Annotated in this window: 26 protein-coding genes; 17 read left to right on the forward strand and 9 right to left on the reverse strand. The window is 70.5% G+C overall.

Features of this window, described 5'->3' with window-relative positions; all coding sequences use genetic code 11:
* The first annotated feature begins 227 nt into the window (after positions 1-227).
* The 5 genes from KME66_RS27800 (at position 228) to KME66_RS27820 (ending at position 6,273) form a co-directional block, all read left to right on the forward strand.
* Positions 228-1,733 (forward strand): N-6 DNA methylase, encoded by a 1,506-nt coding sequence (locus KME66_RS27800; protein WP_216327205.1) that lies wholly within the window; start codon positions 228-230, stop codon positions 1,731-1,733.
* A 50-nt stretch (positions 1,734-1,783) separates the two neighbouring features.
* The gene (locus tag KME66_RS27805; RefSeq protein ID WP_216327208.1) at positions 1,784-3,940 is read left to right on the forward strand and encodes an AIPR family protein; all 2,157 of its coding nucleotides are present in this window, start codon (positions 1,784-1,786) and stop codon (positions 3,938-3,940) included.
* A gap of 294 nt (positions 3,941-4,234) precedes the next feature.
* A complete protein-coding gene (gene fabG / locus KME66_RS27810; protein ID WP_073217233.1) occupies positions 4,235-4,954 on the forward strand; it encodes a 3-oxoacyl-[acyl-carrier-protein] reductase in 720 nt (239 codons plus the stop codon).
* A gap of 5 nt (positions 4,955-4,959) precedes the next feature.
* Positions 4,960-5,727 (forward strand): enoyl-ACP reductase FabI, encoded by a 768-nt coding sequence (gene fabI / locus KME66_RS27815; protein ID WP_216327211.1) that lies wholly within the window; start codon positions 4,960-4,962, stop codon positions 5,725-5,727.
* 174 nt (positions 5,728-5,901) lie between these two features.
* Positions 5,902-6,273, forward strand: coding sequence for a hypothetical protein (locus KME66_RS27820; RefSeq protein ID WP_073217230.1), 372 nt, complete (start codon positions 5,902-5,904; stop codon positions 6,271-6,273).
* A gap of 6 nt (positions 6,274-6,279) precedes the next feature.
* Here KME66_RS27820 and KME66_RS27825 read toward each other — a convergent pair whose 3' ends face one another.
* On the reverse strand, positions 6,280-6,954 hold the full coding sequence (locus tag KME66_RS27825; RefSeq protein ID WP_073217227.1) for a FadR/GntR family transcriptional regulator: 675 nt from the start codon (positions 6,952-6,954) through the stop codon (positions 6,280-6,282).
* Between the two features lie 127 nt (positions 6,955-7,081).
* On the opposite strand from KME66_RS27825, the gene KME66_RS27830 reads away from it, so the two are divergent.
* From KME66_RS27830 to KME66_RS27840, 4 genes are all read left to right on the forward strand, one after another.
* Positions 7,082-8,380, forward strand: coding sequence for an MFS transporter (locus KME66_RS27830; RefSeq protein WP_216327213.1), 1,299 nt, complete (start codon positions 7,082-7,084; stop codon positions 8,378-8,380).
* Positions 8,381-8,397: 17 nt separating this feature from the next.
* Complete coding sequence (locus KME66_RS34220) at positions 8,398-8,514, forward strand: SGM_5486 family transporter-associated protein (RefSeq protein ID WP_006123569.1); 117 nt, start codon at positions 8,398-8,400, stop codon at positions 8,512-8,514.
* 148 nt (positions 8,515-8,662) lie between these two features.
* On the forward strand, positions 8,663-8,869 hold the full coding sequence (locus tag KME66_RS27835) for a hypothetical protein (RefSeq protein WP_073217221.1): 207 nt from the start codon (positions 8,663-8,665) through the stop codon (positions 8,867-8,869).
* 92 nt (positions 8,870-8,961) lie between these two features.
* Positions 8,962-9,480, forward strand: a complete 519-nt coding sequence (locus KME66_RS27840) for a histidine phosphatase family protein (protein WP_073217218.1) — start codon at positions 8,962-8,964, stop codon at positions 9,478-9,480.
* A 60-nt stretch (positions 9,481-9,540) separates the two neighbouring features.
* On the opposite strand, the gene serB is transcribed toward KME66_RS27840, so the two are convergent.
* Positions 9,541-10,845: a phosphoserine phosphatase SerB gene (serB, locus tag KME66_RS27845; RefSeq protein ID WP_073217215.1), complete on the reverse strand. Its 1,305-nt coding sequence runs from the start codon at positions 10,843-10,845 to the stop codon at positions 9,541-9,543.
* 366 nt (positions 10,846-11,211) lie between these two features.
* Between serB and KME66_RS27850 the strand changes: the two genes are divergently transcribed.
* The gene (locus KME66_RS27850; RefSeq protein WP_216327216.1) at positions 11,212-13,812 is read left to right on the forward strand and encodes an FHA domain-containing protein; all 2,601 of its coding nucleotides are present in this window, start codon (positions 11,212-11,214) and stop codon (positions 13,810-13,812) included.
* 78 nt (positions 13,813-13,890) lie between these two features.
* Here KME66_RS27850 and KME66_RS27855 read toward each other — a convergent pair whose 3' ends face one another.
* From KME66_RS27855 to KME66_RS27865, 3 genes are all read right to left on the reverse strand, one after another.
* Positions 13,891-14,667: a transglycosylase SLT domain-containing protein gene (locus KME66_RS27855; RefSeq protein ID WP_073217209.1), complete on the reverse strand. Its 777-nt coding sequence runs from the start codon at positions 14,665-14,667 to the stop codon at positions 13,891-13,893.
* A 272-nt stretch (positions 14,668-14,939) separates the two neighbouring features.
* Positions 14,940-16,019 (reverse strand): S-adenosylmethionine:tRNA ribosyltransferase-isomerase, encoded by a 1,080-nt coding sequence (locus KME66_RS27860; protein ID WP_253208622.1) that lies wholly within the window; start codon positions 16,017-16,019, stop codon positions 14,940-14,942.
* A 238-nt stretch (positions 16,020-16,257) separates the two neighbouring features.
* Positions 16,258-16,983, reverse strand: a complete 726-nt coding sequence (locus tag KME66_RS27865) for an SDR family oxidoreductase (RefSeq protein ID WP_216327219.1) — start codon at positions 16,981-16,983, stop codon at positions 16,258-16,260.
* Positions 16,984-17,225: 242 nt separating this feature from the next.
* On the opposite strand from KME66_RS27865, the gene KME66_RS27870 reads away from it, so the two are divergent.
* The 3 genes from KME66_RS27870 (at position 17,226) to KME66_RS27880 (ending at position 19,393) form a co-directional block, all read left to right on the forward strand.
* Entirely contained in the window at positions 17,226-18,371 is a 1,146-nt protein-coding gene (locus KME66_RS27870; protein ID WP_216327222.1) for a GAF domain-containing sensor histidine kinase, read from the forward strand.
* Entirely contained in the window at positions 18,364-19,008 is a 645-nt protein-coding gene (locus tag KME66_RS27875; protein WP_216327225.1) for a response regulator transcription factor, read from the forward strand. The genes KME66_RS27870 and KME66_RS27875 overlap by 8 nt, the downstream gene beginning before the upstream one ends.
* A 133-nt stretch (positions 19,009-19,141) precedes the next feature.
* Entirely contained in the window at positions 19,142-19,393 is a 252-nt protein-coding gene (locus KME66_RS27880; RefSeq protein WP_073217193.1) for a chaplin, read from the forward strand.
* 289 nt (positions 19,394-19,682) lie between these two features.
* Here KME66_RS27880 and KME66_RS27885 read toward each other — a convergent pair whose 3' ends face one another.
* Positions 19,683-20,474, reverse strand: a complete 792-nt coding sequence (locus tag KME66_RS27885; RefSeq protein WP_216327226.1) for a hypothetical protein — start codon at positions 20,472-20,474, stop codon at positions 19,683-19,685.
* A 144-nt stretch (positions 20,475-20,618) separates the two neighbouring features.
* On the opposite strand from KME66_RS27885, the gene KME66_RS27890 reads away from it, so the two are divergent.
* From KME66_RS27890 to KME66_RS27905, 4 genes are all read left to right on the forward strand, one after another.
* Positions 20,619-21,416: an ABC transporter ATP-binding protein gene (locus KME66_RS27890; protein WP_073217186.1), complete on the forward strand. Its 798-nt coding sequence runs from the start codon at positions 20,619-20,621 to the stop codon at positions 21,414-21,416.
* An 88-nt stretch (positions 21,417-21,504) separates the two neighbouring features.
* On the forward strand, positions 21,505-21,933 hold the full coding sequence (locus KME66_RS27895) for an NfeD family protein (RefSeq protein ID WP_216327228.1): 429 nt from the start codon (positions 21,505-21,507) through the stop codon (positions 21,931-21,933).
* Positions 21,934-22,096: 163 nt separating this feature from the next.
* Positions 22,097-23,086 carry an SPFH domain-containing protein gene (locus tag KME66_RS27900; RefSeq protein WP_216327240.1) on the forward strand — a complete coding sequence of 330 codons (990 nt, stop codon included), beginning with the start codon at positions 22,097-22,099 and terminating at the stop codon, positions 23,084-23,086.
* A gap of 76 nt (positions 23,087-23,162) precedes the next feature.
* Positions 23,163-23,936, forward strand: a complete 774-nt coding sequence (locus KME66_RS27905; RefSeq protein ID WP_216327243.1) for a sulfite exporter TauE/SafE family protein — start codon at positions 23,163-23,165, stop codon at positions 23,934-23,936.
* Positions 23,937-23,996: 60 nt separating this feature from the next.
* On the opposite strand, the gene KME66_RS27910 is transcribed toward KME66_RS27905, so the two are convergent.
* The 3 genes from KME66_RS27910 to KME66_RS27920 all read right to left on the reverse strand — a co-directional run bounded on the left by KME66_RS27910 (position 23,997) and on the right by KME66_RS27920 (position 26,054).
* Positions 23,997-24,509, reverse strand: coding sequence for an HNH endonuclease (locus tag KME66_RS27910; RefSeq protein ID WP_073217174.1), 513 nt, complete (start codon positions 24,507-24,509; stop codon positions 23,997-23,999).
* Positions 24,510-24,647: 138 nt separating this feature from the next.
* Positions 24,648-25,184 carry a YbhB/YbcL family Raf kinase inhibitor-like protein gene (locus KME66_RS27915; RefSeq protein WP_073217171.1) on the reverse strand — a complete coding sequence of 179 codons (537 nt, stop codon included), beginning with the start codon at positions 25,182-25,184 and terminating at the stop codon, positions 24,648-24,650.
* Positions 25,185-25,271: 87 nt separating this feature from the next.
* Positions 25,272-26,054 carry a sporulation protein gene (locus tag KME66_RS27920; protein WP_073217168.1) on the reverse strand — a complete coding sequence of 261 codons (783 nt, stop codon included), beginning with the start codon at positions 26,052-26,054 and terminating at the stop codon, positions 25,272-25,274.
* Positions 26,055-26,111: the final 57 nt, after the last annotated feature.

Raw genomic sequence — 26,111 nt, forward strand, 5'->3', positions numbered from 1 at the left:
GAGGGAGAGACGGGAGCTGACGCGCTTCCCTGTCACCGACCGCCAATCTTGTCGTACTGATCGTGAAGATATGTTTACGATGGGACGGAGTTGATCGCCTGCGGCCCGGGCGTCCGGGGCCGATGTCCTGTCAAGAGCCTCGGCCGCCGCAGTCGGCGTCTGCCTGGGTCGGTGAACGGCCGGTCGGCGTATCGACTCGGACCGGGACGTATGAGGATGGGCGGGGCATGGCAGCGCAGCGCGATGGAGTCGGGGCGAGAGGGCCAGAGACGTACTGGACGGCGAAGAGGATCTTCGAGCGCTGGCAGCGTTTCTACGAACTCAAGACCAGCGCCAAGGCGCTGACCCGGCTAGAATTCACCGAGCACATCGCCTACCTGCTATTCCTTAAGCTCGACCACGAACACACCCAGCGGTCCGGGATGTTCGCAAGCCGGCCGATTGCCCCGGCGGAGAGCTGGCCGAACCTCGTTCTCGCTAGTGGGGAGGGTCTGCACGCCACGCTGACCCGGCTGATGGCCGAGCTCGGCAGGCCGAATCCGGAGGACCCGCGCCGGGCCATCGCCAGTGTTCTGTTCCAGGAGTCCCGCCCTTGGCCCGTGGACCGGATGGCAGAACTCGGACGGTTGATCATCGAGGAGTTCGATCCGTATCGCTGGGCGGATGTGAAGCGGGATGAACTCGGCGCGGCCTTCTCCCTGCTGATCGGCGACTGCCGCGACGACATCCGGGCCAAGCGGGAGACGGGCCAGTTCCTCACCCCTCCGTACCTACTGAAGGTCATAGTCGAGGCGCTTGCCCTCACTCCTGAGGACCGCGTGATCGATGCGGCCGTCGGGGTGGGCACCAGTCTGATCGCCGCGCACCGCCAGATGGCGGCGCACGGGGACCGCGTCGACGCTTCCGCCATAGCCGGTGCCGACATCGACGTACAGATGTGCCGCCTGGCGACGATGAACGTGCTGCTGAACACCGGGCGCCAGTTCCACGACGTCCCCCCGGTCCTGCGCGCGGACTCGCTCAGGGTGAAGGACCGACTGGTGCGTCGGCACGAACGGGACGTGGTCGCGACGGTCGCCATCTGCAACCCGCCGTTCAAAAGCGTGGAGACGAACACGGAGCAGCGGGACGACTTCTGGGCGCAGAACGCCACACTTCCGGCCAACTTCCTCCAGCACCTGGCCATCACTTTGCCCCGAGGTGCCAGGGCGGCCGTCTTTGTCTCCGATGGTGTGCTCTTCCAGCGCGGTGCCGCGGCAACCATCCGCAGGGAGCTGCTGAAGAACTGCACCGTGCACACACTGCTGCGCCTGCCCACCGGCATGTTCCACGACACCAACTCGAAGTCGAACGTCCTCTTCTTCACCAAGTCGGTGAGGCCTCCGACCGGCGAGCCGAACACCGACGAGCTCTGGGTGTACGACGCTCGCGACATTCACCACACGGACACCGAGAACCCTCTTTCCGAGGACGACTTCGCGGACTTCCTGGAGGCGTTCCGTCCTGGGAAGGAACGGTTCACCGGGCGTGCCGAATCGTCGCGCTTCAAGCGCTACGACCGCGACGCCGTACAGAAGATCCTGGACAGTCCCGGCGCCAGCCTCGACCTGCGGGCCAACCTCGCCGACGCACCGGACGACTCCGGCGATCCACGCGACATCGCGCGCTCGATCATCGACCACCTCGGCGACGCGCAGCGGAGCTTCGAAGCGGTCCTGGACTCTTTCGGCTGAGACCGCCACACCCGTCATCCACGCGCAGCCGGCCGGACAGGAAGACCACCATGAACGCCACTCCCCAGCAACCCGATGTTCCCACCCAGGTCCGCCAGACCGAGCGCGCCTTCGACGAAGAGTACGCCGACCTCATCGACATGAGCGACTTCGGCAACCGGCCGCCGGAGCAGACCGCGTCCGCCTTCCGCTCTCGTGCGCTGTCGGCGCACGCCGTGCGGATCATGACCGGATGGGCGGCTGAGCAGGCGGCCGACTGTGTCATTGACGGCGGCCAGGACCAGGGGATCGACGCCATTGCCATCGATGAGGCAGCGGCACACATCTACCTCGTACAGGCCAAGTGGAGTCCGAACGGGACGGCAAAGGCGAACGAGGTCGCGGTGCAGAAGCTCTTCGCGGGGCTGACCCTGATCGACTCGGGAGAGTCCGCCCAGTTCAACCCGCGCGGCCAGATACTTGCCAAGCGGGCGCACGAACTCATCGGTGAGAAGGCGACCCGGATCACGCAGGTGATCGTCCTCATGGGCACCGAGCCGCCCGCGCCGGGCGTTTTGCGGGCCATCAAGAACGGTGAGAGCGAGTTCAACTCCCACGGCGACTACGTCGATCACACGTTCCTGCACGCCCCGGAGGTTCATGCTCTGGTACGTGAGGACCAACGAAGCGAACCCGTCACCCTGGAAATGACGCTGCGCCCCTGGTTCAGTGTGACCTCGCCCTACCTCTCGTACGAGGGGATCGTGCAGGCGGAGGAGATCGCGACCTGGGCCGAGCACGGCAACGAGCTGTTCGCCCGCAACATCCGCAATCCGCTGGGTCTTACCCCCATCAACAAGGAACTGGTGGACACTCTTACCGAGGAACCGTCCCACTTCTGGTACTTCAACAACGGCATCACGGTTCTGTGTGACTCCGTGGACGCCGTACCCGTGTCCCAGAAGTTCCCTGAACGTCACCCGGTCCGCCTGACGGCCCACGGTGCCAGTGTGGTGAATGGTGCCCAGACCGTGCGCTCGGTCATTGACGCGGCCCAGCAGGCTGAGGACGCCGAACTCGCCCAGGTCACCGTCCGTTTCATCGTCACCGGCGGCGACGCCGACTTCGCCAACCGGACCACCCAGGCCACCAACCGGCAGAACCACATCACTGAACGGGACCGCATCGCCCTCGACCCCGTCCAGGCGGAGCTCATGGCCGAGTTCCGGGCAGAACTCGGCCTCGTCTACAGCGTGCGCCGTAGCGAACTCGAACCGCAGGACAACGAGGGCTGCTCCGTCGTGGAGGCCACGTGTGCGCTGGCCTGCGCCCACACCGGCAGCCGGTTCGCGGCGCGGCTTGTGGCGGCCGGTTCCACCGATGTGCTGTGGGAGCGGGGCGGCAGCGGTATCTACGACCCCCTCTTCCGCTCCGTGCCCGGCGTGTACGAGATCTGGAACGCGGTGAAGGTCCTGCGGGCGGTGCGAACGGCTCTCCGCACGGAGCGCGAGCAGTACGCCGGGCGTGCGGCAGCAGTGGTCGACGACGGTGCTTTCCTCATCACCCACCTGGTGTTCCGGCGGCTGCTCGCTCAGGACGCCGGTATGGGGGAGCCGGACCAGTCTCTGACCTGGGCCGCTGAGGCGGTGGCGCAGGTCTCTGATCTCGTTAAGCGCGTGGTACCCGTACTCGTACAGGTTCTGGACGACGAGGTAGGAGCCCGGACGAGTATCCAGCGCGTGTGCGCCGACCCTGGGCAGGCCGCTGAGCTCGGCACCGCGGTTCTGGCAGCTCTTGAAGGGGGCGGGATCGGAGAAGCTGCTGCGAAGTACCGGCGGCAGGAAAGCAAGCCGCGCAAGCGACGTAGGCCCAACGCCGTGCACGTAATCGTCGACAGTGGCGCTCTGGACGAAGGCGCCCCCCTTCACCTGGCCCTGTACCTTCAGCCGGAGAAGGAAGCGCTGGCCGAATGGCTGGCTGCCAATCCGCGTCGGGCGTTGGGGAAGTGGACCCGGACCAATCGGACGCGCCCGATCGTCTGGGCCGCCGACGGGCTTTCGTACTCGCCCAGTGGACTCATCGCACGTATGTGGGAGCTGGCGGGCTGGGAAGGGCGCCCAGTCTCGAACCAGGGCACTGCCCGTTGGGCGACCCAGGAGGGGGAAACGCTCGCTGTCCTCGCCCGGCGGCTCCTTGACAGCATGGAGGAGGAGAAGGGCGGAGAGTGAGGGTGCGGGCGCACCCTGTGGCGCAGCTTGTCAGCTGGGCGCGTGTGGCGACAAGCGTGGACCTTGCGGACACGCCGGGACGGATTGCGCGTATAGCTCAACGTAGTCACAGGGCGCGTTGGACGCGTCCTCCCGAGTGAGGCCAGGGCGTCTTCCTTCTGTAGGGATCCAACAGTCGCGGCCCGGTGGCGCTGTCAGAGGCCGATTCTCTGGAAGAGGGGCGGTACCGATAGGTTTTCGACGTACCCGACCGCCCGGGAACACGCACCAGACCGCCAAGGAAAGGGTGATCCGTTGAGCCGCTCGGTTCTCGTCACCGGAGGAAACCGGGGCATCGGCCTCGCCATCGCCCGCGCCTTCGCCGACAACGGCGACCAGGTCGCGATCACCTACCGCTCCGGCGAGCCCCCTCAGGACCTCACCGAAGCCGGTGTCCTCGCGGTCCGCTGCGACATCACCGACGCCGAACAGGTGGAGCAGGCCTACAAGGAGATCGAGGACAAGCACGGGCCCGTGGAGGTGCTGGTCGCCAACGCGGGCATCACCAAGGACCAGTTGCTGATGCGGATGTCGGAGGAGGACTTCACCTCCGTCCTCGACACCAACCTCACCGGCACCTTCCGGGTCGTCAAGCGCGCCAACCGTGGCATGCTGCGCGCCAAGAAGGGTCGGGTCGTCCTCATCTCCTCCGTCGTCGGCCTCCTCGGCTCGGCCGGTCAGGCCAACTACGCCGCCTCCAAGGCCGGGCTGGTCGGCTTCGCCCGGTCGCTGGCCCGTGAACTCGGTTCGCGGAACATCACCTTCAACGTCGTCGCCCCCGGTTTTGTCGACACCGACATGACCCAGGTGCTCACCGAGGAGCAGCGCAAGGGCATCGTGGCCCAGGTGCCGCTCGGCCGCTACGCGCGGCCCGACGAGATCGCCGCCGCCGTGCGCTTCCTCGCCTCCGACGACGCGTCGTACATCACTGGAGCCGTCATTCCCGTTGACGGCGGATTGGGCATGGGTCACTGATCACCATGAGCGGAATTCTCGACGGCAAGCGCATCCTCATCACCGGGGTGCTGATGGAGTCGTCCATCGCGTTCCACGCCGCGAAGGTGGCCCAGGAGCAGGGTGCCGAGGTCATCCTGACGGCCTTCCCGCGCCCCACCCTGACCGAGCGCATCGCCAAGAAGCTGCCGAAGCCGGCCAAGGTCATCGAGCTGGACGTGACGAACCAGGAGCACCTGGACCGGCTGGCGGGCCTGGTCCGCGAGGAGCTCGGCTCGCTCGACGGCGTCGTCCACTCCATCGGCTTCGCGCCGCAGGACGCGCTCGGCGGCAACTTCCTCAACACCCCGTTCGAGTCCGTCGCCACCGCGATGCACGTCTCGGCGTTCTCGCTGAAGTCGCTGGCGATGGCCTGCAAGCCGCTGATGAGCGAGGGCGGCTCGATCGTCGGCCTCACCTTCGACGCCCAGTACGCCTGGCCGCAGTACGACTGGATGGGCCCGGCCAAGGCCGCGCTGGAGGCCACCTCCCGCTACCTCGCCCGTGACCTGGGCAAGGACGGGCTGCGCTGCAACCTGATCTCCGCCGGACCGATCCGCTCCATGGCCGCCAAGTCCATCCCGGGCTTCGAGGAACTGGCCGACGTCTGGAACACCCGCGCCCCGCTGGCCTGGGACATGAACGACCCGGAGCCGGCCGGCCGCAGCATCGTCGCCCTGCTCTCCGACTTCTTCCCGCGCACCACGGGCGAGATCATCCACGTCGACAGCGGCGTGCACATGATGGGCGCCTGACCGGGCACATTCCGAGCCTGACGGCCCCCGGCCGCGTCACCCCTCCCGTCCCGGAGGCGGTGACGCGGCCGGGGGCCGTCGCCGTGCGTGGCCGCTCCGGTCGAAAAGTCCGCCGATCCACCGCAGAATATGGAGGAACCGGACTTCTGGTCAGGCTGCGGGAGGGAGACCGCTGTGCGCCCCACGCGTCGCCGCACCCGTCTCCTGCTGGCCGCCACGCTGGCCGCCTCGGCCCTCGCCGTACCCCTGGGGGTGCACGCCGCCAGGGGGGCCGACTCCGGTACGCCGGGGGCGCCCCCGGAGCCCGAGCCCGCCGGATCGGAGTGCCGTACGTCCGTCGAGGGGTCGCGGGTCGTCGCGTACTGCCACAACCCGTATCCCTCCACCGACCTGGTCCAGCTGCACACCGAGTGCGAGCGCTGGTGGGACGTGGACGCGGACGGCGCGGCGGTCGCGGTGGAGCCCGGCCGCACCGTACGGCTGGAGGACCGCTGCTGGAAGGAGATCGCGACCGCCTGGGTCAGTCACCGCCCGGCCCCGGCCTGAACGGCCCTACACCCGGTCCGTCAGGCAGTGCAGCGCGTGGCTCGCCGCCTCGGCCGCCGCCGTCTCCGTGTCCCCGGCCCGGATCGCCTCGACCAGCCGGCCGTGGTCCATGTGGTTCTCCGGCCGCAGCTCGGGACCCACGTCGCCGCGCAGGTAGTCGCGCAGCAGGTCTCCGAGGTCGGCGTAGAGCCCGGTCAGGACGTCGTTGTGCGATGCGGCCACCACCGCCAGGTGCAGCGTCGCGTCCGCCGCCACGAACGCCTCCGCGTCACCCGACTCCCAGGCCTCCTCCCGGCGTGCCATCAACGCGTCCAGCTGCCGCAGATCCCGGTCCGTGCGCCGGGTGGCCGCCAGCCGGGCCGCCGACGACTCCAGCGTCGAGCGCAGCTCCGCGACATGGCGGGGGTCCGCCGCCGCGAACCTGCGGTGCATCACCCCGGCCAGCTCGCTCGTGGCGATCACGTACGTGCCCGAGCCCTGCCGGATGTCCAGCAGCCCGTTGTGCGCCAGGGCCCGCACGGCCTCGCGCACGGTGTTGCGGGCCACGCCCAGCTGCTCGACCAGCTCGGGCTCGGTCGGAATCCGTGAGCCGACCGGCCACTCGCCCGAGGTGATCTGGTTCCGCAACTGGGCGATCACCTGGTCGGAGAGTGCCGAACGCCGGGGAGACGTCAGCGCCATGGTGCTCCTTGCTCGTGAGCTTGAGGTCCGGGCCCGATTCTCTCCCGTATCCGCTCGACGGTCGCGGGGGATCCCGGGCTATGGCCGGATTGGACAATCAATCATCCCATGATTCTATGATGGCTCCATGCCGGACGACGAGACGCAGACCCCGACCCTGAACCGCGAGGCCACCGCGCGCACGCCCCACGACCCCCGGACCCGGCCGCTCCCCGGAACCGCCGCCGGGCCCTCGCCGTGGCTGCTGCGCCTCATCGCCGTGGGACTGGTCCTGGCCGCGCTCAACCTCCGCCCCGCCATCACCAGCCTCGGCGCCCTCCTCGAAGAGGTCCGCGAAGGGCTGCACATGAGCGGCAGCGTGGCCGGTGTCCTCACCTCCGTACCACCGCTCTGCTTCGCCGTCTTCGGCGTCATGGCACCGCGCCTCGCCCGCCGCTTCGGCGCGGGCGCCGTCGTCTGCGCGGGCATGGCCGCCATCGCGGCCGGCCTGGTGGTCCGCCCGTACATCGGCTCCACCGCCGGATTCCTGGCCGCCAGCGCGCTGGCCCTGATGGGCATCGCCGTCAGCAACATCCTGATGCCGGTGATCGTCAAGCGCTGGTTCCCCGACCGCGTCGGCACCATGACCGGCCTCTACTCCATGGCCCTGGCTCTGGGCACGGCCCTGGCCGCCGCTGTCACCGTCCCGGTCACCGGGGCGCTGGGCGGCAACTGGCAGACCGGTCTGGTCGTCTGGGCCGTGCTCGCCGCCGTCGCCGTGCTGCCCTGGGTCGTCCTCGTACGCGACCGCACCCCGGCCCCGGACCGGCCGGCGCCGGCCGCCGCGAACACCACCGATGCGCCGCCCCTGAAGATCGCCCGCTCCCGGACCGCCTGGAGCCTCGCCTGCTTCTTCGGCCTCCAGGCCACCGCCGCCTACATCACCATGGGCTGGATGCCGCAGATCTTCCGCGACGCCGGGGTCTCCGCCGGCACGGCCGGACTCCTCCTCGCGGTCACCATGGCGATGGGCGTCCCGCTGGCCTTCGTCATCCCCCGGGTCGCCTCCCGGCTCAGGAACCAGGGCCCCATCGTCGTCGTCCTCGGCCTGTGCGGCCTCATCGGCTACAGCGGCCTCTACCTCGCCCCCGCCGCCGGAGCCTGGGCCTGGGCCCTGCTCCTCGGGGTCGCCAACTGCGCCTTCCCGCTCGCCCTCACCATGATCGGCATGCGGGCCCGGTCCGGCGCGGGCGTGGTCCGCCTCTCCGCCTTCGCCCAGTCCACCGGCTACCTGCTGTCCATCCCCGGCCCGCTGCTCGTCGGCGTCCTCTACCAGCACAGCGGCGGCTGGGGCCTGCCGATCGCCCTGATGGCGGGCCTCATGATTCCCCAGATGGCGGCCGGGATCCTCGCCGGCCGGGACCGGACGATCGAGGACGAGTGCTGAGATGCGACACTGACCTCATGCCCGTGCTCGATCCGAATCCCCAGAACGGCCAGAAGAAGCTTCTCCTCGTGTTCGGGGCGATGCTCCTCGTCACCGTCGTCATCGGTGTGATCGCCACGATCGCCTCGCCCTGACGCCGCCGAATCCCCCAGGGGGTGGGGCTGGCCCCCCTCCCCCTAGGGGGCCAGGGTCAGGGTGAAGTGGGTGGGTCACCGGATGGGACCGGCCGTCCCCGTTCCGTAGGTTCTTGCGTGACGAACCGATGACTTCACGGAGGCGGACATGCCGGCACCGACGCACCCCAGGTCCCACCGACCGGCCGCCGACAGTGTCGAGATACGGCTGCCGTGGTGGGCCGTCGCCCTGCCCGCCGTCGCGTTCGCCGCACTGCTGCTGATGATCCTCAGCCCCGGACGGGCCCAGGCCGCCACCACCGGCCCCGCACTCGGACAGCTGATCGATCTGACCCTGCGGCTGCTGTTCCGCTGAGCCGAAGCCGCCCCGGACCAGCGCGTGCACGGTCCGGACGGGCCCGTCAACACCCTGCGCCGGAGGGCACGTTTCATGCGAAGCTGAGATGTATGAGCGTCGAGACACCTCGCAGGATGGTCCTTCTCCGGCATGCCAAGGCGGAATGGTCGCAGGCTTCCGATCATGAGCGCCCGCTGGCCGAGCGCGGCCGGAAGGACGCGCCCGTCGCCGGCCGCAGGCTCGCCGATTCCGGCATCGACTTCGATCTGGCCCTGTGCTCCAGTGCCGCCAGGACACGGGAGACCTGGAAGCTGGCCGTCCATGAATTCTCCCAGCGCCCCCGGACCGTCTATGAGGAGCGGCTCTACGAGGCCTCCCTCGGCGAACTGATCGCCCTGTTCAACGAGACCCCCGACGAGGTGCGCAACCTCCTGGTCATCGGCCACAACCCCGGGATGCACGGGGCCGCCGACGCCCTCTCCGGCTCGGCCGAGGGCGACACCCTGGCCCGGATGACCCGGGACGGATTCCCCACCGCCGCCTACGCCGTGGTGGAGTTCCCCGGCTCCTGGAAGAGCGTGGAGCACGGAGCGGGCCGGCTCACGGAGTACTGGACCCCGAACGACTGAGTACGCAGCGGGCCCCGGCACCACTGCGGTGCCGGGGCCCGGTCCTTCGTCCGGACGGGTTCAGTCGACGAGGCCGTCCGCCGCCTCGACCTCTTCCCGGGTGATGCCGAGCAGATAGAGCACGGTGTCCAGGAACGGCACGTTCACCGCGGTGTGCGCCGCCTCGCGGACCAGCGGCTTGGCATTGAACGCGACGCCGAGCCCGGCGGTGTTCAGCATGTCGAGGTCGTTCGCCCCGTCCCCGATCGCCACGGTCTGGGCCAGCGGTACGCCCGCCTGCTCGGCGAAGCTGCGCAGCAGCCGGGCCTTGCCCGCCCGGTCCACCACCTCACCCACGACCCGGCCGGTGAGCTTGCCGTCCACCACCTCCAGGGTGTTGGCCGAGGCGAAGTCCAGCCCGAGCCGCTCCTTCAGGTCGTCCGTGACCTGGGTGAAACCGCCGGAGACGACGCCGACCTGGTAGCCGAGCCGCTTGAGCGTACGGATCAGGGTGCGGGCCCCGGGGGTGAGCCGCACCTCGGTGCGCACCTTGTCCACGACCGAGGCGTCCAGCCCGGCCAGCAGTGCGACCCGGGCGTGCAGCGACTGCTCGAAGTCCAGCTCCCCGCGCATCGCCTGCTCGGTCACCTCGGCGACCTTGCTCTCGCAGCCCGCGTGCGCCGCGAAGAGCTCGATCACCTCGTCCTGGATCAGCGTGGAGTCGACGTCCATGACCACCAGCCGCTGGGCCCGGCGGCTCAGCCCGGCCGAGACCACCGCGACGTCCACGCCGATCTCCGCGGCCGCGGTCGCCAGCGCCGTCCGCAGCTCGGGCGTACCGGTCCCCGACACCGCGAACTCGACGGCGGTGACCGGGTACTTCGCCAGCCGGAAGATCCGGTCGATGTTCCCGCCGGTCGCGGTGATGGTGGCCGCTATGGCGGCGGTCGACTCCGCGGTGAGCGGGTGTCCCAGCACCGTCACATGGGAACGGCCGTCACCGCGGGGCCGGTTGTCGCCGATGCCGGAGATGATCTCGGCCTGCAGCTTCAGGGAGTCGGCCCAGCTGTGCACGGTCGCCCGCAGGTCGCCCTCGGTGGTCCCGCCCGCCGTGGGCGCGGTGACCAGGGCGCACAGCACGATGCGGCCACGGGTGACGACCTGCTCGATGTCCACCACGTCGACCGCGTACGCGGCGAGGGTGTCGAAGAGCCCGGCGGTGATACCGGGACGGTCCTTGCCGAAGATCTTGACCAGCAGCGTGGGTGCGTCGCTGCCCGGAGGGGGCCCGTCGCCGGGCCCGTCGCCCCGGCGGGGACCAAGGGGCTCAAGAGACTCAGAGGGCTCAGAAGACGAGGGAGGCTGAGGTGGCTGAGATGCGCTCATGGTGCTTCCACCGTATCGGTCCCACCCCCTCCTCCGGCCCTCCGTCCCGAGTGCCGGACGCAATCGCACCGGTGCCGAGGGCAGCGTGTCCGGATCTGGCCGGTAGAGGTCTTGCGCTCGGCCGTACCAGATGCCGTGTATCTGCCGGTATCACAGCGCTCAACACCTTCTGGGCGGTACCAGCTCTTCCTCCTCGCCTGACCACGTCCATGACCCTTTGACCCCCCGGTATCGGGGTGTTCGGGCGGGTCTCCGCGCGGTCTTGGCCCGCTCGACTTTCGGATCGGGGACTGGTCCTGGAATAGTTCCCCACGATGTTCAGCATCCCTAGACTCCCTGCGACGGGGGTATCACGGGGGACAACTAGTGGGGCGCGGAGTGCCGGAACTCGTACTGGAATTGAATGGCAGCACCTGGACGCTCGATCCGTCCAGGTCGTACACCCTCGGGCGTGATCCCCAGGGCGACCTGACGATCGACGACGCCAGGGTGTCGTGGCGGCACGCCACGATCAGCTGGAACGGCCGCAGTTGGTCCGTCGAGGACCACGGCAGCACCAACGGCACCTATGAGCAGGGCCGGCGGATCCAGCAGGCGGAGCTCGGCGTCGGCTCGGTGCTGCACCTGGGCAACGCCACGGACGGACCCCGGGTGAGTCTCAGCGCCGCCGCGGACGCCGGAGTGGCCGGCGGCCAGGCGGCCGGCGCCCACCAGGCCCCGGCGCACCAGCCCCACCAGCAGCCCGGAGGCGGCGCCGCCGGCCCGCACGGACAACAGGCACCCGCCCAGCACCAGCCACCCGCCCAGCACCAGGCCGCTGCCCAGCACCTGGCCTGGCAGCAGCCGCAGCACGCGCCCCAGCAGCAGGTCCCGCACCAGAACGTGCCCCACCAGCAGAGCCCCGGGCAGGGCGGACCGGGACAGGGCGGCGCCGCGGGGGCGCCGCCGGTCTACGGCGACCGCAGCCCCACCACGTTCCACCAGCTGGCACTCGGCCGGGTCATGCGCATCGGCCGTGCGCTGGAGAACGAACTGGTCGTCTCCGACCTCCAGGTCTCCCGCCACCACGCCGAGTTCCACGCGACGCCCGACGGCCGCTTCGAGATCCGCGACCTGGGCTCGCACAACGGCACGTACGTCAACGGCCAGCCGCTCCACAAGTCCGGCTCGGCCCTCATCGGCCCGAACGACATCGTCGGCGTCGGCCACTCGACGTTCCGGCTGGTCGGCGACCGGCTGGAAGAGTTCGTCGACACCGGTGAGGTCTCCTTCTCCGCCCGCCACCTCACGGTGACGGTCGACGGCGGGAAGCAGATCCTCAAGGACGTCTCCTTCGGCGTCCCCGAGAAGTCGCTCATCGCGGTCATCGGCCCGTCCGGCTCCGGAAAGTCCACCCTGCTCAAGGCGCTCACCGGTTACCGGCCCGCCAACCAGGGCGACGTCCTCTACGACAACCGGAACCTGTACAAGCAGTTCGCCGAACTGCGCCAGCGCATCGGCCTGGTCCCGCAGGACGACATCCTGCACAAGGAACTGACCGTGGCCAAGGCCCTCAAGTACGCGGCCAAGCTGCGCTTCCCCGCGGACACCACCGAGGCCGAGCGCCAGTCGCGGATCACCGAGGTCCTCACGGAGCTCAAGCTCGACATCCACAAGGACAAGAAGATCACTTCGCTCTCCGGCGGCCAGCGCAAGCGCGTGTCGGTCGCCCTGGAGCTGCTCACCAAGCCGTCGCTGATCTTCCTGGACGAGCCGACCTCCGGCCTCGACCCGGGTATGGACCGCGATGTCATGCAGCTGCTGCGGGGCCTCGCCGACGACGGCCGCACGGTGCTCGTGGTCACGCACTCGGTCGCCGAGCTGGCGATCTGCGACAAGCTCCTCGTGATGGCGCCCGGCGGCTCCGTCGCCTACTTCGGTCCGCCGGAGGAAGCGCTGAACTTCTTCGGCTACACCAGCTGGGCCGACGTCTTCTCCGCCTTCGAGAACTACCGCGACTACGACTGGGCGGGCCGCTGGCGGGGATCGCAGCACTACCAGATGTACGCCGCCGACATCGACGCCGTCGCGGCCCAGCCGGTCACCATGCCGTCCCCGCAGCAGATACGCCCGCCGAAGCCGCAGACCTGGGGCACGCAGCTGTGGACCCTGGTGCGCCGGTACGTCGCCGTCATCGCCTCGGACAAGGCCTTCCTCGGCCTGATGGTGGCGCTGCCCGCGGTGATCGGCGTGCTGGCCGCGGTCATCCCGGCGGACTTCGGACTGGCCGCGCCCACCCCGCCGACCCGGTTCAACGGCAAGGCGGGAATGATCCTGCTGATCCTCGCGGTCGGCATCTGCCTCGCCGGCTCGGCCAGCTCCGTACGAGAACTGATCAAGGAACGCGTCATCTACGAACGGGAACGGGCCACCGGCCTCTCCCGCTCGGCCTATCTGACGTCCAAGGTGATCGTGCTCGGCGTGATCACGGCCTTCCAGAGCGTCATCCTCTGCGGCATCTGCTTCGCCGTCCGTGACCTGCCGGAGGAGGGGCTGCTCATGCCTCCGGCCGTCGAGATCTGCCTCTCCATCGTGGCCCTCGGGTTCACCTCGATGATGTTCGGCCTGATGATCTCCGCGCTGGTCAAGACCTCCGAGATGACCATGCCCCTGCTGGTCATGTTCGCGATCGTCCAGCTGGTGTTCACCGGGGTCCTCTTCCAGGTCTACGGGACGCCGGGCCTGGAGCAGCTCACCTGGCTGATGCCGTCCCGCTGGGGCGTGGCCGCGGCCGGCACCACGCTGGACCTGGCCAACCTGATGCCGCCGTGGGACCCGAAGAACCCGACCGACCTGGACCCGCTCTGGGAGGCCACGGCGCCCCAGTGGGGGATCAACCTCTTCGTGCTGCTGGCGATCGGAGCCCTCTGCGCGGTCGCCGTCGCGCGCCTGCTGCGCCGCCACGAGCCCGAGGTCATGCGCAAGTAGGCACCGGGAACGCACGCCGGAGGCCGGCACCCCGCGGGGTGCCGGCCTCCGGCGTTGGGCACGACCGTGCCGGGTGGATCAGTACGCGCTGTTCACGTTGTCCATGGAGCCGTAGCGGTCGGCCGCGTAGTTGCAGGCGGCGACGATGTTGGCGACCGGGTCGTACAGGTCCTTCTTGGTGCCCGCCACGTGGTAGCGGTCGAAGGTCGGCTGGATCACCTGGAGCAGCCCCTTGGACGGGACGCCGTTGCGGGCGTTGATGTCCCAGTTGTTGATGGCCCAGCGGTTACCGCTGGACTCGCGCATGATGTTGCGGTGGATCCCGTCGTAGGAGCCCGGGATGCCTTCCTTCTTCATGATCGCCATGGCCTCGCGGATCCACCCGTCCAGGTTGTTGGCGTAGACGGGCTTGCGCGCGGTGGAGCGGTTGGCCTTCTCGGACGCGCGCTTCTTCGCGTCCGCCTTGGCCTTGGCGGCCTTCTCCGCCTTCTCCTTCGCGTCGGCAGCGGCCTTGGCCTTCGCGTCGGCCTCGGCCTTGGCCTTCGCGGCCTTGGCCTTGGCCGCGGCGGCGGCCTTCGCCTTGGCGGCGTCGGCGGCCTTCACGAGCTTCTCGGCGGTGGAGTGCTGCTCGATCATGCTGTTCTGCACGGTCTTGGCCTGGGCGGTACCCGTGGCGTTGGTGAAGGCCACGGGCGCAGCGGCGGCTGCCGCCTGCGGGGCAATCTCGGCATCGGCGTTCGACGGGACGAGCGAGAAGGTCAGGGCGGCGACGCCCAGGGCCGACACACCGGCCACGGAGATCTTCTGGACCTTGTTCAGACGACGGAGACGACGGGGAATGCGAGTCGCAGACATGTAGGGCTACCTCTTCGAATGCTCAGGTGTCCTCACGGAGGACGAGACCGGAGGCGGTGATGCGCACCTCCGTCGGGGACGAGAGCAATTCTTAGCGGCAGCAAAATCCTGAGGCAAAGGTGTGACGTACGAAGCCGGGTAGTGGAGAAGGGTCCCGTTAGTCCGAAATGACCCTCATTCGCGCCTGCTCAAAACACCCTTATGGGCCCACTAGGTGTGTTCGTAAGTGACGTGCACCCTATGCCTGGGCTCACATCGGGGAGGTAACAGTCTCACCATTCGTTGCTGGAGCAATTCGGAGCGTTACGTTCCTCATCCGGCAGGATGAGGTGGACGTCCCCGAACTCATGCCAGAGGTACCGCTCCTGGAGCGCCGCCTCGTACCCGCGGCGCAACGCCTCGCGCCCCGCCACCGCCTCCAGCATCAGCAGATGCGAGGCCCGCGGCTCGTGCAGCCCGGTCAGCAGACCGTCCACCGCCCGGACCCCGCGCCGCGGCGTCACCACGAGGTCCGTCCACCCGTCGGCGGGCCGCACCGCCCCGTCCGCGCCGACCGCCGACTCCAGCGCGCGCACGGCCGTCGTCCCCACGGCGACGACCCGCCCGCGACCCGCCTCCCGTACGGCGTTGACCAGCCATGCCGTCGCCGCCGGCACCGCGAACCGCTCCGGGTACGGCGGCTCGTGCGCCTCCGCCGAGGCCACCCCCGTATGGAGGGACAACGGAGCGAACAGCACCCCCCGGCGCACCAGCTCCGCCACCAGCGGGACCGTGAAGGGGCGCGCGGCGCTCGGCATCTCCGCCGAACCGCTCCCGTCCGGGGAGGGCACCGCGAACACCGTCCGGTACGCCGACAGCGGCTGGTCCCGGTCCGTGTACCCGTAGCGGATCGGCCGCCCGTACCGGTGCAGCAGCTCCGGCACCCGCTCCGGCACCCGCGCCCACCACAGCCGGGCCCCGGCCGCGGGCCCGAGCGGCTCCTCCAGCACCAGGGCCCGCCCGCCCGGCAGCCGCACCACCGCCCCCGCCGGACCACCGGGCCGCGGCCCCGTCACCCCAGCCCCCGCCGGCGCCCGCAGCTCCACCGCCCACCGGCCGTCCGCACCCCGTGTCGAGAAGTGCACGACGACCTGCTCCCCGCCGACCCGGCCGTTCACCGCCGCGGGCAGCGTCATGGACGTGTTCACCACCAGCACGTCACCGGCCCGCAACTGCTCAGGCAGCTCCCGGAACGCGTGGTGCGCGACCGCCCGCCCCCGGGAAACGAGCAGCCGCACGTCGTCCCGCCCTGCCCCGCGCTGCTCGGCCGGCACACGTGCCGACAACGCGTCCGGCACTCGCAGAGCCTCCAGAGCGGTGGCTCCCGCGCCCGCCGCCGCCCCCGCACCGGCCGGCCGCGCGGTGGACAGCCCGGAGACCACGCCGGCCGCCGCACCGGGCCCGGCCCCGCCCGGGTCCGGTGAGGGCACGCCCGCGCCCCGGAGCCCGCGCCCGTCGCCCCCGCGCCGGCCGGGCCCGGCCGGGAGCCTTCCGCTCCGCCCGGTCCCAGCGCGGCGAGAGCGACATCGCCCTCGTACGACCTCCGCGCCGTCATCGCGCGTCCCCGCCCTGCCCCGCCGACCCCTCCAGCAGGGCCGGGGCCGTGTACCGCCCGCTAGCCGGCCGCTCCCGCACCAGCCGGAGGAACGCGGGCGCCACGCTCCGAGGCGACGGCCGTACCTCGTCCGCCCCCTCCGGCACCGCCGCGGCGTACAGGTCCGTCGCCATGTCACCCGGGTCGACCGCCCAGACCCGCAGCCCCGGTTCCTCCACGCTCAGCACCGCCGCCAGCTGGTCCAGCGCCGCCTTCGACGCCCCGTATCCACCCCACGTCGGGTACGGCTCCGCCGCCGCGTCCGAGCTGACCACCACCACCGACCCCGCCGCCGAGGCCCGCAGCGCAGGCAACGCCTCCTGCACGAGACCGAGCGCCGCCACCACGTTCACCTCCAGCGCCCGCCTGAGCCCCTCCAGCGGCACCGCGTCCAGCCTGACCAGCGGCTCCGCGTCCAGCACGCTCGCGTTGCTCACCAACAGGTCGAGACCGCCCAGCGCCCCGGCCGCCGCCACCAGATCCGCCCGGTGCGCCGCGTCCGTCACGTCCCCCGGCACCGCCGCCACCCGGCTCCCGTACCGCCCGCGCAGCTCCCGCGCCGCCTCCTCCAGCACCCCGGCGGTCCGGGCGTCCAGCACCAGGTCCCAGCCCTCCCCGGCCAGTGCCTCCGCCAACGCCCGTCCCAGCCCCTTCGAACCACCCGTGATCATCGCGACCGGCATGGTGACCGTCCCCTTCGCACCCTCGACGTTCGCCGGGAGCCCCCGGCGACCTCACCGTAGGAAGCCCCGCCCGCACGGCGCCTCGCCCTGGAGCCGCACCCGTACCCGGCACTTCGGCGTAGGTCCGGGGAGGTCCTACGCCCTCCGGCGGAGCGGCCGCCCCGACCGGTCCTAGGCCCACGGCCGCCGGACACCGACCCGGGCCCGATACGGCCGCCGGGCCCCGCCGGTACGGTGATCCCATGAGTCATCGCCCACCGTCGGGCCTCGCCGCGGTGAGTGCCGCGCTGCTCGCCATGAGCCGGCACCTCGAAGTGGGCGACGTGCTGAAGACGATCGTCGCCTCCGCCCGTGAACTGCTCGACGCCCAGTACGCGGCCCTCGGCGTCCCGGACGACCACGGCGGCTTCGCCCAGTTCGTGGTCGACGGCGTCAGCGACGAGCAGTGGAAGGCCATCGGCCCGCTGCCCCGCCAGCACGGCATCCTCGCCGCGATGCTCCACCAGGCGAAGCCCGAACGGCTCGCCGACGTCCGCGAGGACCCCCGCTTCGAGGGCTGGCCCGACGCCCACCCCGACATGTCCGACTTCCTCGGCCTGCCCATCGTGGACGGCGACGAGATCATCGGCGCGCTGTTCCTCGCCAACAAGACGTGCCCCAAGCCCGTGGGCGGCTGCGGCTTCACCGCCGAGGACGAGGAACTGCTCTCGATCCTCGCCCAGCACGCGGCGATCGCCCTCACCAACGCCCGCCTCTACGAGCGCAGCCGCGAACTGACCATCGCCGAGGAGCGCTCCCGCCTCGCCCACGAACTGCACGACGCGGTCAGCCAGAAGCTGTTCTCGCTCCGCCTCACCGCCCAGGCCGCCGCCGCCCTCGTCGACCGCGACCCCGTCCGTGCCAAGGGCGAGCTCCAGCAGGTCGCCGACCTCGCCGCCGAAGCCGTCGACGAACTGCGGGCGGCCGTGGTCGAACTGCGCCCGGCCGCCCTCGACGAGGACGGCCTGATCGCCACCCTCCGTACCCAGATCCAGGTCCTGGACCGGGCGCACGGGGCCCAGGTCGCCTTCGAGAGCCGCGGCGTGCGCGCGCTGCCCGCCGCCCAGGAGGAAGCACTGCTGCGGGTCGCCCAGGAAGCCCTGCACAACGCCCTGCGTCACTCCGGGGCACAGCGCGTGGGCGTCACCCTGGCCCGGCGCGGCACCGCCACCGTCTTGCGCGTCACCGACGACGGGAGAGGGTTCGACCCCACCGCCGTCCGGCGGGCGGGACGCCACCTCGGCCTCGTCTCCATGCGCCACCGGGCGAACAGCGTCGGCGGCCGACTCACCGTTGCCTCGGAGCCCGGCAAGGGCGCCACGATCGAGATGGAGGTCCCCGGTGGTTGACAAGACCATCAGGGTGCTGCTGGTCGACGACCATCAGGTGGTCCGGCGCGGACTGCGCACGTTCCTGGAGATCCAGGACGACATCGAGGTCGTCGGCGAGGCCTCCGACGGAGCGGAGGGCGTGGCCCGGACCGAGGAACTGCGCCCCGACGTGGTGCTGATGGACATCAAGATGCCCGGCACCGACGGCATCGAGGCGCTGCGCCGGCTGCGCGAGGCCGGCAACCCGGCCAGGGTCCTCATCGTCACCAGCTTCACCGAGCAGCGCACCGTGGTCCCCGCCCTGCGCGCGGGAGCCTCCGGATACGTCTACAAGGACGTCGACCCGGACGCCCTGGCCGGTGCCATCCGCTCCGTCCACGCCGGTCACGTCCTGCTCCAGCCGGAGGTCGCCGGGGCCCTCCTCACCCAGGAGGAGGCGGGCACCGGGACGGGCCGGGGGAGCACCCTCACCGAGCGGGAGCGCGAGGTCCTCGGCCTCATCGCGGACGGCCGGTCCAACCGGGAGATCGCCCGGGCGCTCGTCCTCTCGGAGAAGACGGTCAAGACCCACGTGTCGAACATCCTCATGAAGCTCGACCTGGCCGACCGCACCCAGGCGGCGCTGTGGGCGGTACGCCACGGAGCGGCGGGCTGACGCCGGTTCCCGTGCGGTCCGAGATTCATACTGTCGGGTGTATGTCACCCGAACGGCGCATCCTTCCGGGCGGCACGGCGTTCTCCAGGACGTGCTGCGGCGGCTTGCCGCAGCCTCTCTGGGAGGAACTGAAGTGAAGAAGCTGAAGAAGGCCGCCGCCGTCACGATGATCGCGGGCGGGCTCATCGCCGCCGGCGCCGGTGCGGCCTCCGCCACCGGCCACAGCGGTGCCGACGCCCACGGCATGGCCACCAACTCCCCGGGCGTCGCCAGCGGCAACCTCGTACAGGTTCCGGTCGCCGTCCCCGTGAACGTGGTCGGCAACACGGTCAACGTCGTGGGCCTGCTCAACCCGGCCTTCGGCAACCACGGCGTGAACCACTGACCGGCCCCTGACGCCGGAAGCCCCGCCCAGCCCGCTCCCCGTCCGCTGCCCGGCTGTTCCCGCCGGACCGGCGCGCTGTTCCAGCCGCCCGGTGTCCGAGGACGGAACCACGGAGGGCGGGGCTCCCGCATGCCCACGGACGCCCCGCCCCGGGTCCCGTCCCGGCCCGACCGGGACCCTCAGCCCGTCCACGGCACGAGGACGGACCCCTCCCAGCGGGACTCCCGTACCGGAACCGGGGCACGCCACCCCAGCCCGTCCGGCGCTCGGGGACAACGGGCCCGCACCCCTACCGCCGCACTTCCCCACCTTCCACATACGCGTTGTACGCCGCCACCAGAGCCCGCCGGGCCACCCGCTCCACCGGCCGCAACGCCTCCCCCCGCGCCGCGATCTCCGATGCGCTCACCGCACCGCCGTGACCGTTCTCGTACGCCACCGAGACCAGCAGGCCCACCCGCTGCGCCATCTCCAGCACCCGCACCGCCCGCGGCGGATACCCGGGCGCCAGCACGTCGCGCCCGCGACCCCGCTCCACCCGCGCCCGGTACGCGTCCACCGCCGCCTCCGCCACCGGCCCGGAACCGGCCACGTCCAGCCGCGACAGCACCGCCGTCGCATCCCGCAGCGCCTCCGCCAGCTCCCGCTCCGCCTCGCCCAGCGACGGCACATCCGCGGGCGGCGCCTCCCGCACCGGCAGCACCCGCCACACCACCTCGACGTGCAGGTCCCCCTCCGGCCCGGCCTCGCTCACCTCCGGCACCAGCCCGTACGGCACCCCGTACGCGACGACCGCCTCCTCCGCCTCCAGCGCCCGCGCGTTGAAGTCCGGCGGACCGCTCAGTCCCAGCGGATGCCCCGGCACCGGCAGGGCCACCCGGAATCCGGTCGCCCCCAGCCCCCTCAGCCGGCCGAGCGCCAGCGTGAGCCCGACCGGCCCCGCCTCACCCGGCAGTCCCTCGACGCGGTGCACCGCGTCCTCTCCGACAATCGCGAGGGCCGCCTCGTCCGGTGAGACGAGTCCCGCCAGAAGCGCGTTTCCCCAAGCGGCCAACAACCCTGAACGTGGTTCGACAAGCATGCCGACAGCCTAGGGAACACCGGGGCCGTGCCTGGGGTACGGACCTCACGCCCGATCCACTCGCCCGGTGGCGTAGGTTTTCCCTGGGAGCCGTGCCCACCGGCACGCGACGATCGACGAGACTGCTTGGGGAGACAACGCGCCATGAGCGATGTACTGGAGCTGGTGGACGTATCCGTGGTCCGCGACGGACGCGCTCTGGTGGAAGACGTCTCCTGGTCGGTCAAGGAGGGGGAGCGCTGGGTCATCCTGGGCCCCAACGGCGCCGGCAAGACGACCCTCCTCAACCTCGCCTCCAGCTACCTCTTCCCGAGCAAGGGGACGGCCACCGTCCTCGGCGAGAAGCTCGGCGGCGTCGGCACCGACGTCTTCGAGCTCCGCCCCCGCATCGGCATGGCGGGCGTCGCGATGGCCGACAAGCTGCCCAAGCGCCAGACCGTCCTGCAGACGGTCCTCACCGCCGCGTACGGCATGACCGCCACCTGGCACGAGAACTACGAAGCCGTCGACGAGGAGCGCGCCCGCGCCTTCCTCGACCGCCTCGGCATGACCGAGTACCTGGACCGCAAGTTCGGCACGCTCTCCGAAGGAGAGCGCAAGCGCACCCTCATCGCCCGCGCCATGATGACCGACCCCGAGCTGCTGCTCCTCGACGAGCCCGCCGCCGGACTCGACCTCGGCGGGCGCGAGGACCTCGTCCGCCGCCTCGGCCGCCTCGCCCGCGACCCGTACGCCCCCTCCATGATCATGGTGACCCACCATGTCGAGGAGATCGCACCCGGGTTCACCCACGTCCTGATGATCCGCCAGGGCAAGGTCCTCGCGGCCGGCCCCATGGAGACCGAGCTCACCTCCCGCAACCTCTCCCGCTGCTTCGGGCTGCCGCTCGTCGTCGAGCACACCGGCGACCGCTACACCGCCCACGGCCTGCCGCTCTCCTGACCCTCCCCACCCCGATCGGCAGGCATTTCACCGGAGTTGGCCCCCGTGCGCCCTGTCGGTGACGCACCGACAGTCCTACGATGACCATGTGGACATCGACGCATGGATCTGGTGGCTGATCGGCGCGGTGGGACTGGGCATCCCCCTCGTCCTGACCGCGATGCCCGAATTCGGCATGTTCGCCGTCGGGGCGGTGGCCGCGTCGGCCGTCGCGGCCCTCGGCGGCGGAGTCGTCGCCCAGGTGCTGGTCTTCGTCCTGGTGTCGGTCGCGCTGATCGCCGTCGTGCGCCCGCTCGCCGCCAGACACCGGGCCGGGCAGACCGGGCAGGCCAGCGGCATCGACGCCCTGAAGGGCCGTCAGGCGGTCGTGCTGGAACGGGTGGCGGGCGACAGCGGGCGCATCAAGCTCGCCGGCGAGGTCTGGTCGGCCCGCTCCCTCGACGCCGACCAGGTCTTCGAGCCCGGCAGCCAGGTCGACGTCGTCGACATCGACGGAGCGACGGCCGTCGTCATGTGACCGAAGCGCGCACAGGGCGGGCCCAGGTCTGCCAGACTCGAAGTCGATCATGCCGATCATCAGGGGAGCCCGGTCCGGCCCGCAATCCGCCGACCACCCACCCCATGAGAACCGGCCCCGATCACCGCGATCCACCGGCCAACCGAAGGGCACGAGAGACACGATGCAACCGATCATCATCGTTCTGATCATTCTGGTGGTGCTCGTCTTCATCGCCCTGATCAAGACGATTCAGGTCATCCCGCAGGCCAGCGCCGCCATCGTCGAGCGATTCGGCCGCTACACCCGCACCCTGAACGCGGGCCTGAACATCGTCGTCCCGTTCATCGACTCGATCCGCAACCGGATCGACCTCCGTGAACAGGTCGTGCCCTTCCCGCCGCAGCCGGTGATCACCCAGGACAACCTGGTCGTCAACATCGACACCGTCATCTACTACCAGGTGACCGACGCCCGCGCCGCGACCTACGAAGTGGCCAGCTACATCCAGGCGATCGAGCAGCTCACCGTCACCACCCTCCGCAACATCATCGGCGGCATGGACCTGGAGCGGACCCTCACCTCCCGCGAGGAGATCAACGCGGCCCTGCGCGGCGTCCTCGACGAGGCCACCGGCAAGTGGGGCATCCGCGTCAACCGCGTCGAACTCAAGGCGATCGAGCCGCCGACCTCCATCCAGGACTCGATGGAGAAGCAGATGCGCGCCGACCGCGACAAGCGCGCCGCCATCCTCACCGCCGAGGGCATCCGCCAGTCCCAGATCCTCACGGCCGAGGGTGAGAAGCAGTCCGCGATCCTGCGCGCCGAGGGTGAGGCCAAAGCCGCCGCCCTGCGCGCCGAGGGCGAGGCCCAGGCCGTCCGCACGGTCTTCGAGGCCATCCACGCCGGAGACCCGGACCAGAAGCTCCTCTCGTACCAGTACCTCCAGATGCTGCCGAAGATCGCCGAGGGCGACGCCAACAAGCTCTGGATCGTGCCCAGCGAGATCGGCGACGCCCTCAAGGGCCTCAGCGGTGCCTTCGGCAACCTCGGTGGCGGCGTGCCCGGCTTCAACACCGGCGGCGACGGCGGAAACGGTGGCAGCGGCGGCGGAGCCAGGGGCGGCATCCCGGCCCCCGCGACGGAACGGCGCGAGGAACCCCCGGTCTCCTGACCCGGAAACCCCTTCGTGCATGATCAGTGAGGCCCCTCGACCTTGATGGCGGGGAGGCGTCACTGACACGAAGGAGATGGTTTTGTCCATCTGGGAGATACTCGCCGTCTTCGCGGCCGGAGTCGGAGCCGGCACGATCAACACGATCGTCGGCTCCGGCACCCTGATCACCTTCCCCGTCCTGCTCGCCACCGGCCTCCCCCCGGTCACGGCGACGGTCTCCAACGCGCTGGGTCTCATCCCCGGCTCCATCAGCGGAGCCATCGGCTACCGCAAGGAACTGGCCGGCCAACGCCGCCGGATCATCAAACTGGGCATCGGAGCCGCCATCGGCGGCGTCACCGGCGCCACCCTCCTGCTCGCCCTGCCCTCCACGGCCTTCGAGACGATCGTCCCCGTCCTCGTCGCCATGGCGCTCGTCCTCGTCATCCTGCAACCCCGCATCAGCAAGGCCGTGCAGCGCCGCCGGAAGGACTCCGGCACCGAGGCCCGCACCGACGGCGGCCCCCTCCTGTTCACCGGCCTGATGCTCGCCAGCGTCTACGGCGGCTACTTCACCGCTGCCCAGGGGATCATCTACCTCTCCCTCATGGGCATGCTGCTCGACGACACCCTGCAGCGCCTCAACGCCGTCAAGAACGTCCTGGCCGCCATCGTCAACAGCGTCGCCGCGCTGTTCTTCCTCTTCGTCGCCGACTTCGAGTGGACGGCCGTCGTCCTCATCGCGGTCGGCTCGGCCATCGGCGGCCAGATAGGCGCCAAGGTCGGCCGCAGGCTGAGCCCCACCGTCCTGCGCGCCCTCATCGTGGCCGTCGGCACGATGGCCATCGTGCAACTGCTGCTCCGCTGACAGGCATGGGCCCGCCCCGGGGAGGGACGGGCCCATGCCGTATCACCGGACGTACGCCGACTACGCGGCGGCGGCCGCCCGGTCCAGCCACTCGGGCAGCTCGGCGCGGCTGCCGGACCCCATCGCCAGCAGCATCGCCTCGGCGGGGGAGGGGACGAACGGCTGCTTCAACAGCGGCATTCCCGCCTGCTCCGGCGTCCGGGCCGCCTTGCGGTGGTTGTCCTCGGCACAGGAGGCCACCGTGTTCAGCCAGGTGTCCTGCCCGCCCTGGGCACGCGGCACCACATGGTCGACGGTGGACGCCCGCCGCCCGCAGTACGCGCACCGGTACTGGTCCCGTACGAGCACACCTCTTCTGGACCACGGGGCCTGTCTTCGGAACGGCACCCGTACGTACCGGCAGAGCCTGATCACCCGGGGCGCCGGAATGTCCACGGCGGCACCACGCATACGGAGTTCGGGATGCGACTGCTCGACGACGGCCTTGTCCGTCAGGATCAGCACCACCGCACGGTTGAGCGTCACCGTCGACAGCGGCTCGAAGCTGGCGTTGAGAACCAACGTGTCACGCATCCTGCCCACCTCCCGTGTGCCGCCCGCCCCCTGGCAGGCCCGGATCAACTCTGGCTGGGCAGGCCGCGATGGACAACGCAATAAAAAATGCCCTGCTCTGGTCTATCCAAGACCAGAGCAGGGCAAACAGCAGACGAACTAATCGCCGGCGGGAGCCCGGTACTCACCGATCAGCTGTGCCCGCCCGAGCGTGTGGAACCGGAGGTTGAACCCGACCACCGCGGGCGAGGAATCACTGTCGATCCCGAGCTTCTCCGTATCCACCGCGTACACGGTGAACACATACCGGTGATTCTCACCGGCCGGCGGAGCCGCGCCACCGAACTCCTTCGCCCCGTAGTCGTTGCGCGCCTGAACGGCCCCCTCCGGCAGCCCCTTGAACTCCCCGCTGCCCGCACCGGCCGGCAGCTCGGTCACCGAGGCCGGCAGGTCGAAGAGGACCCAGTGCCAGAATCCGCTGCCCGTCGGCGCGTCCGGGTCGAAGCACGTCACGGCGAAGCTCTTGGTCCCCTCGGGGAAACCCTCCCACCGCACGTGCGGCGAAGTGTTCCCGGCCGCGAGCACCTGCGCGTCGCCCAGCACCGCCCCCGGTGCGAGGTCGTCGCTCACCACGGTGAACTCCGGCACCTCCGGATGGAAGTCATGCGGCAGCGGGGCCCTGTTCGACTCGGTCACGTCTCGCACCTCTCCTGATCGGTTCGTCTGCCTTCTTCCCCGACTGTAGGGGGCGTACCGCCCTCGTTCCGGAGGGCGTCCCGCCGCCTAGAGCCAGTTGCGCTGACCGCCGACCTGGGCCAGCCACTGGTTGAGGTACGCCGCCCAGTCGGTCTGCTGGTAGTCGTGCAGTCCCACCTGGAACGCGCGGTAGGAGTCGCTGCCCTCGCTGAACAGCCCCCCCTTCTTGTCCATCTCCAGGACGACGTCCATCTCCCGGTCGTCGGCGACGAAGGTCAGCTCCACCTGGTTCAGCCCGCGGTACTGCGCCGGCGGGACGAACTCGATCTCCTGGTAGAACGGCAGCCGCTGCCGCGTCCCGCGGATGTGGCCCCGCTCCATGTCCGCGCTGCGGAAGCCGAAGCCCAGCTGCCGGAAGGCGTCGAGAATGGCCTCCTGCGCCGGGAGGGGGTGCACGTTGATCGGGTCCAGGTCACCGGAGTCCAGCGCGCGGGCGATCTCCAGCTCGGTGGTCACGCCGATGTTCATCCCGCGCAGGTGCTGGCCGCCGAACATCGTGATCGGCGTCTCCCACGGGATCTCCAGGCCGAACGGCACCACGTGCACCGCGCCCGCCTGCACCTCGAAGGCGCCGCCGAGGTTCAGCTTGGTGAACTCGATGTCCTGCTTGATCTCCTGGTCGCCGCTCTCCACCTCGACGCGCGCCTGGAGCCCGACGTTGAGCCCCTCGATCTGCTGGGAGACCGAACCGCCCTGGATCCGCACCTCGCCCTGCACGACCCCACCGGGGACGACGTTCACCTCGGTCAGCTCGGTCTCCACCGAGGCACCGCCGGCACCCATGCTCGCGAGCAGCCGCTTGAAGCCCATAGTCACTCCTTCTTGGTCCTGACCCCTACATACGCGCCACGACGGTAGCCGGTTCCC

This window comes from Streptomyces sp. YPW6, from assembly GCF_018866325.1.
Lineage (GTDB): Bacteria > Actinomycetota > Actinomycetes > Streptomycetales > Streptomycetaceae > Streptomyces.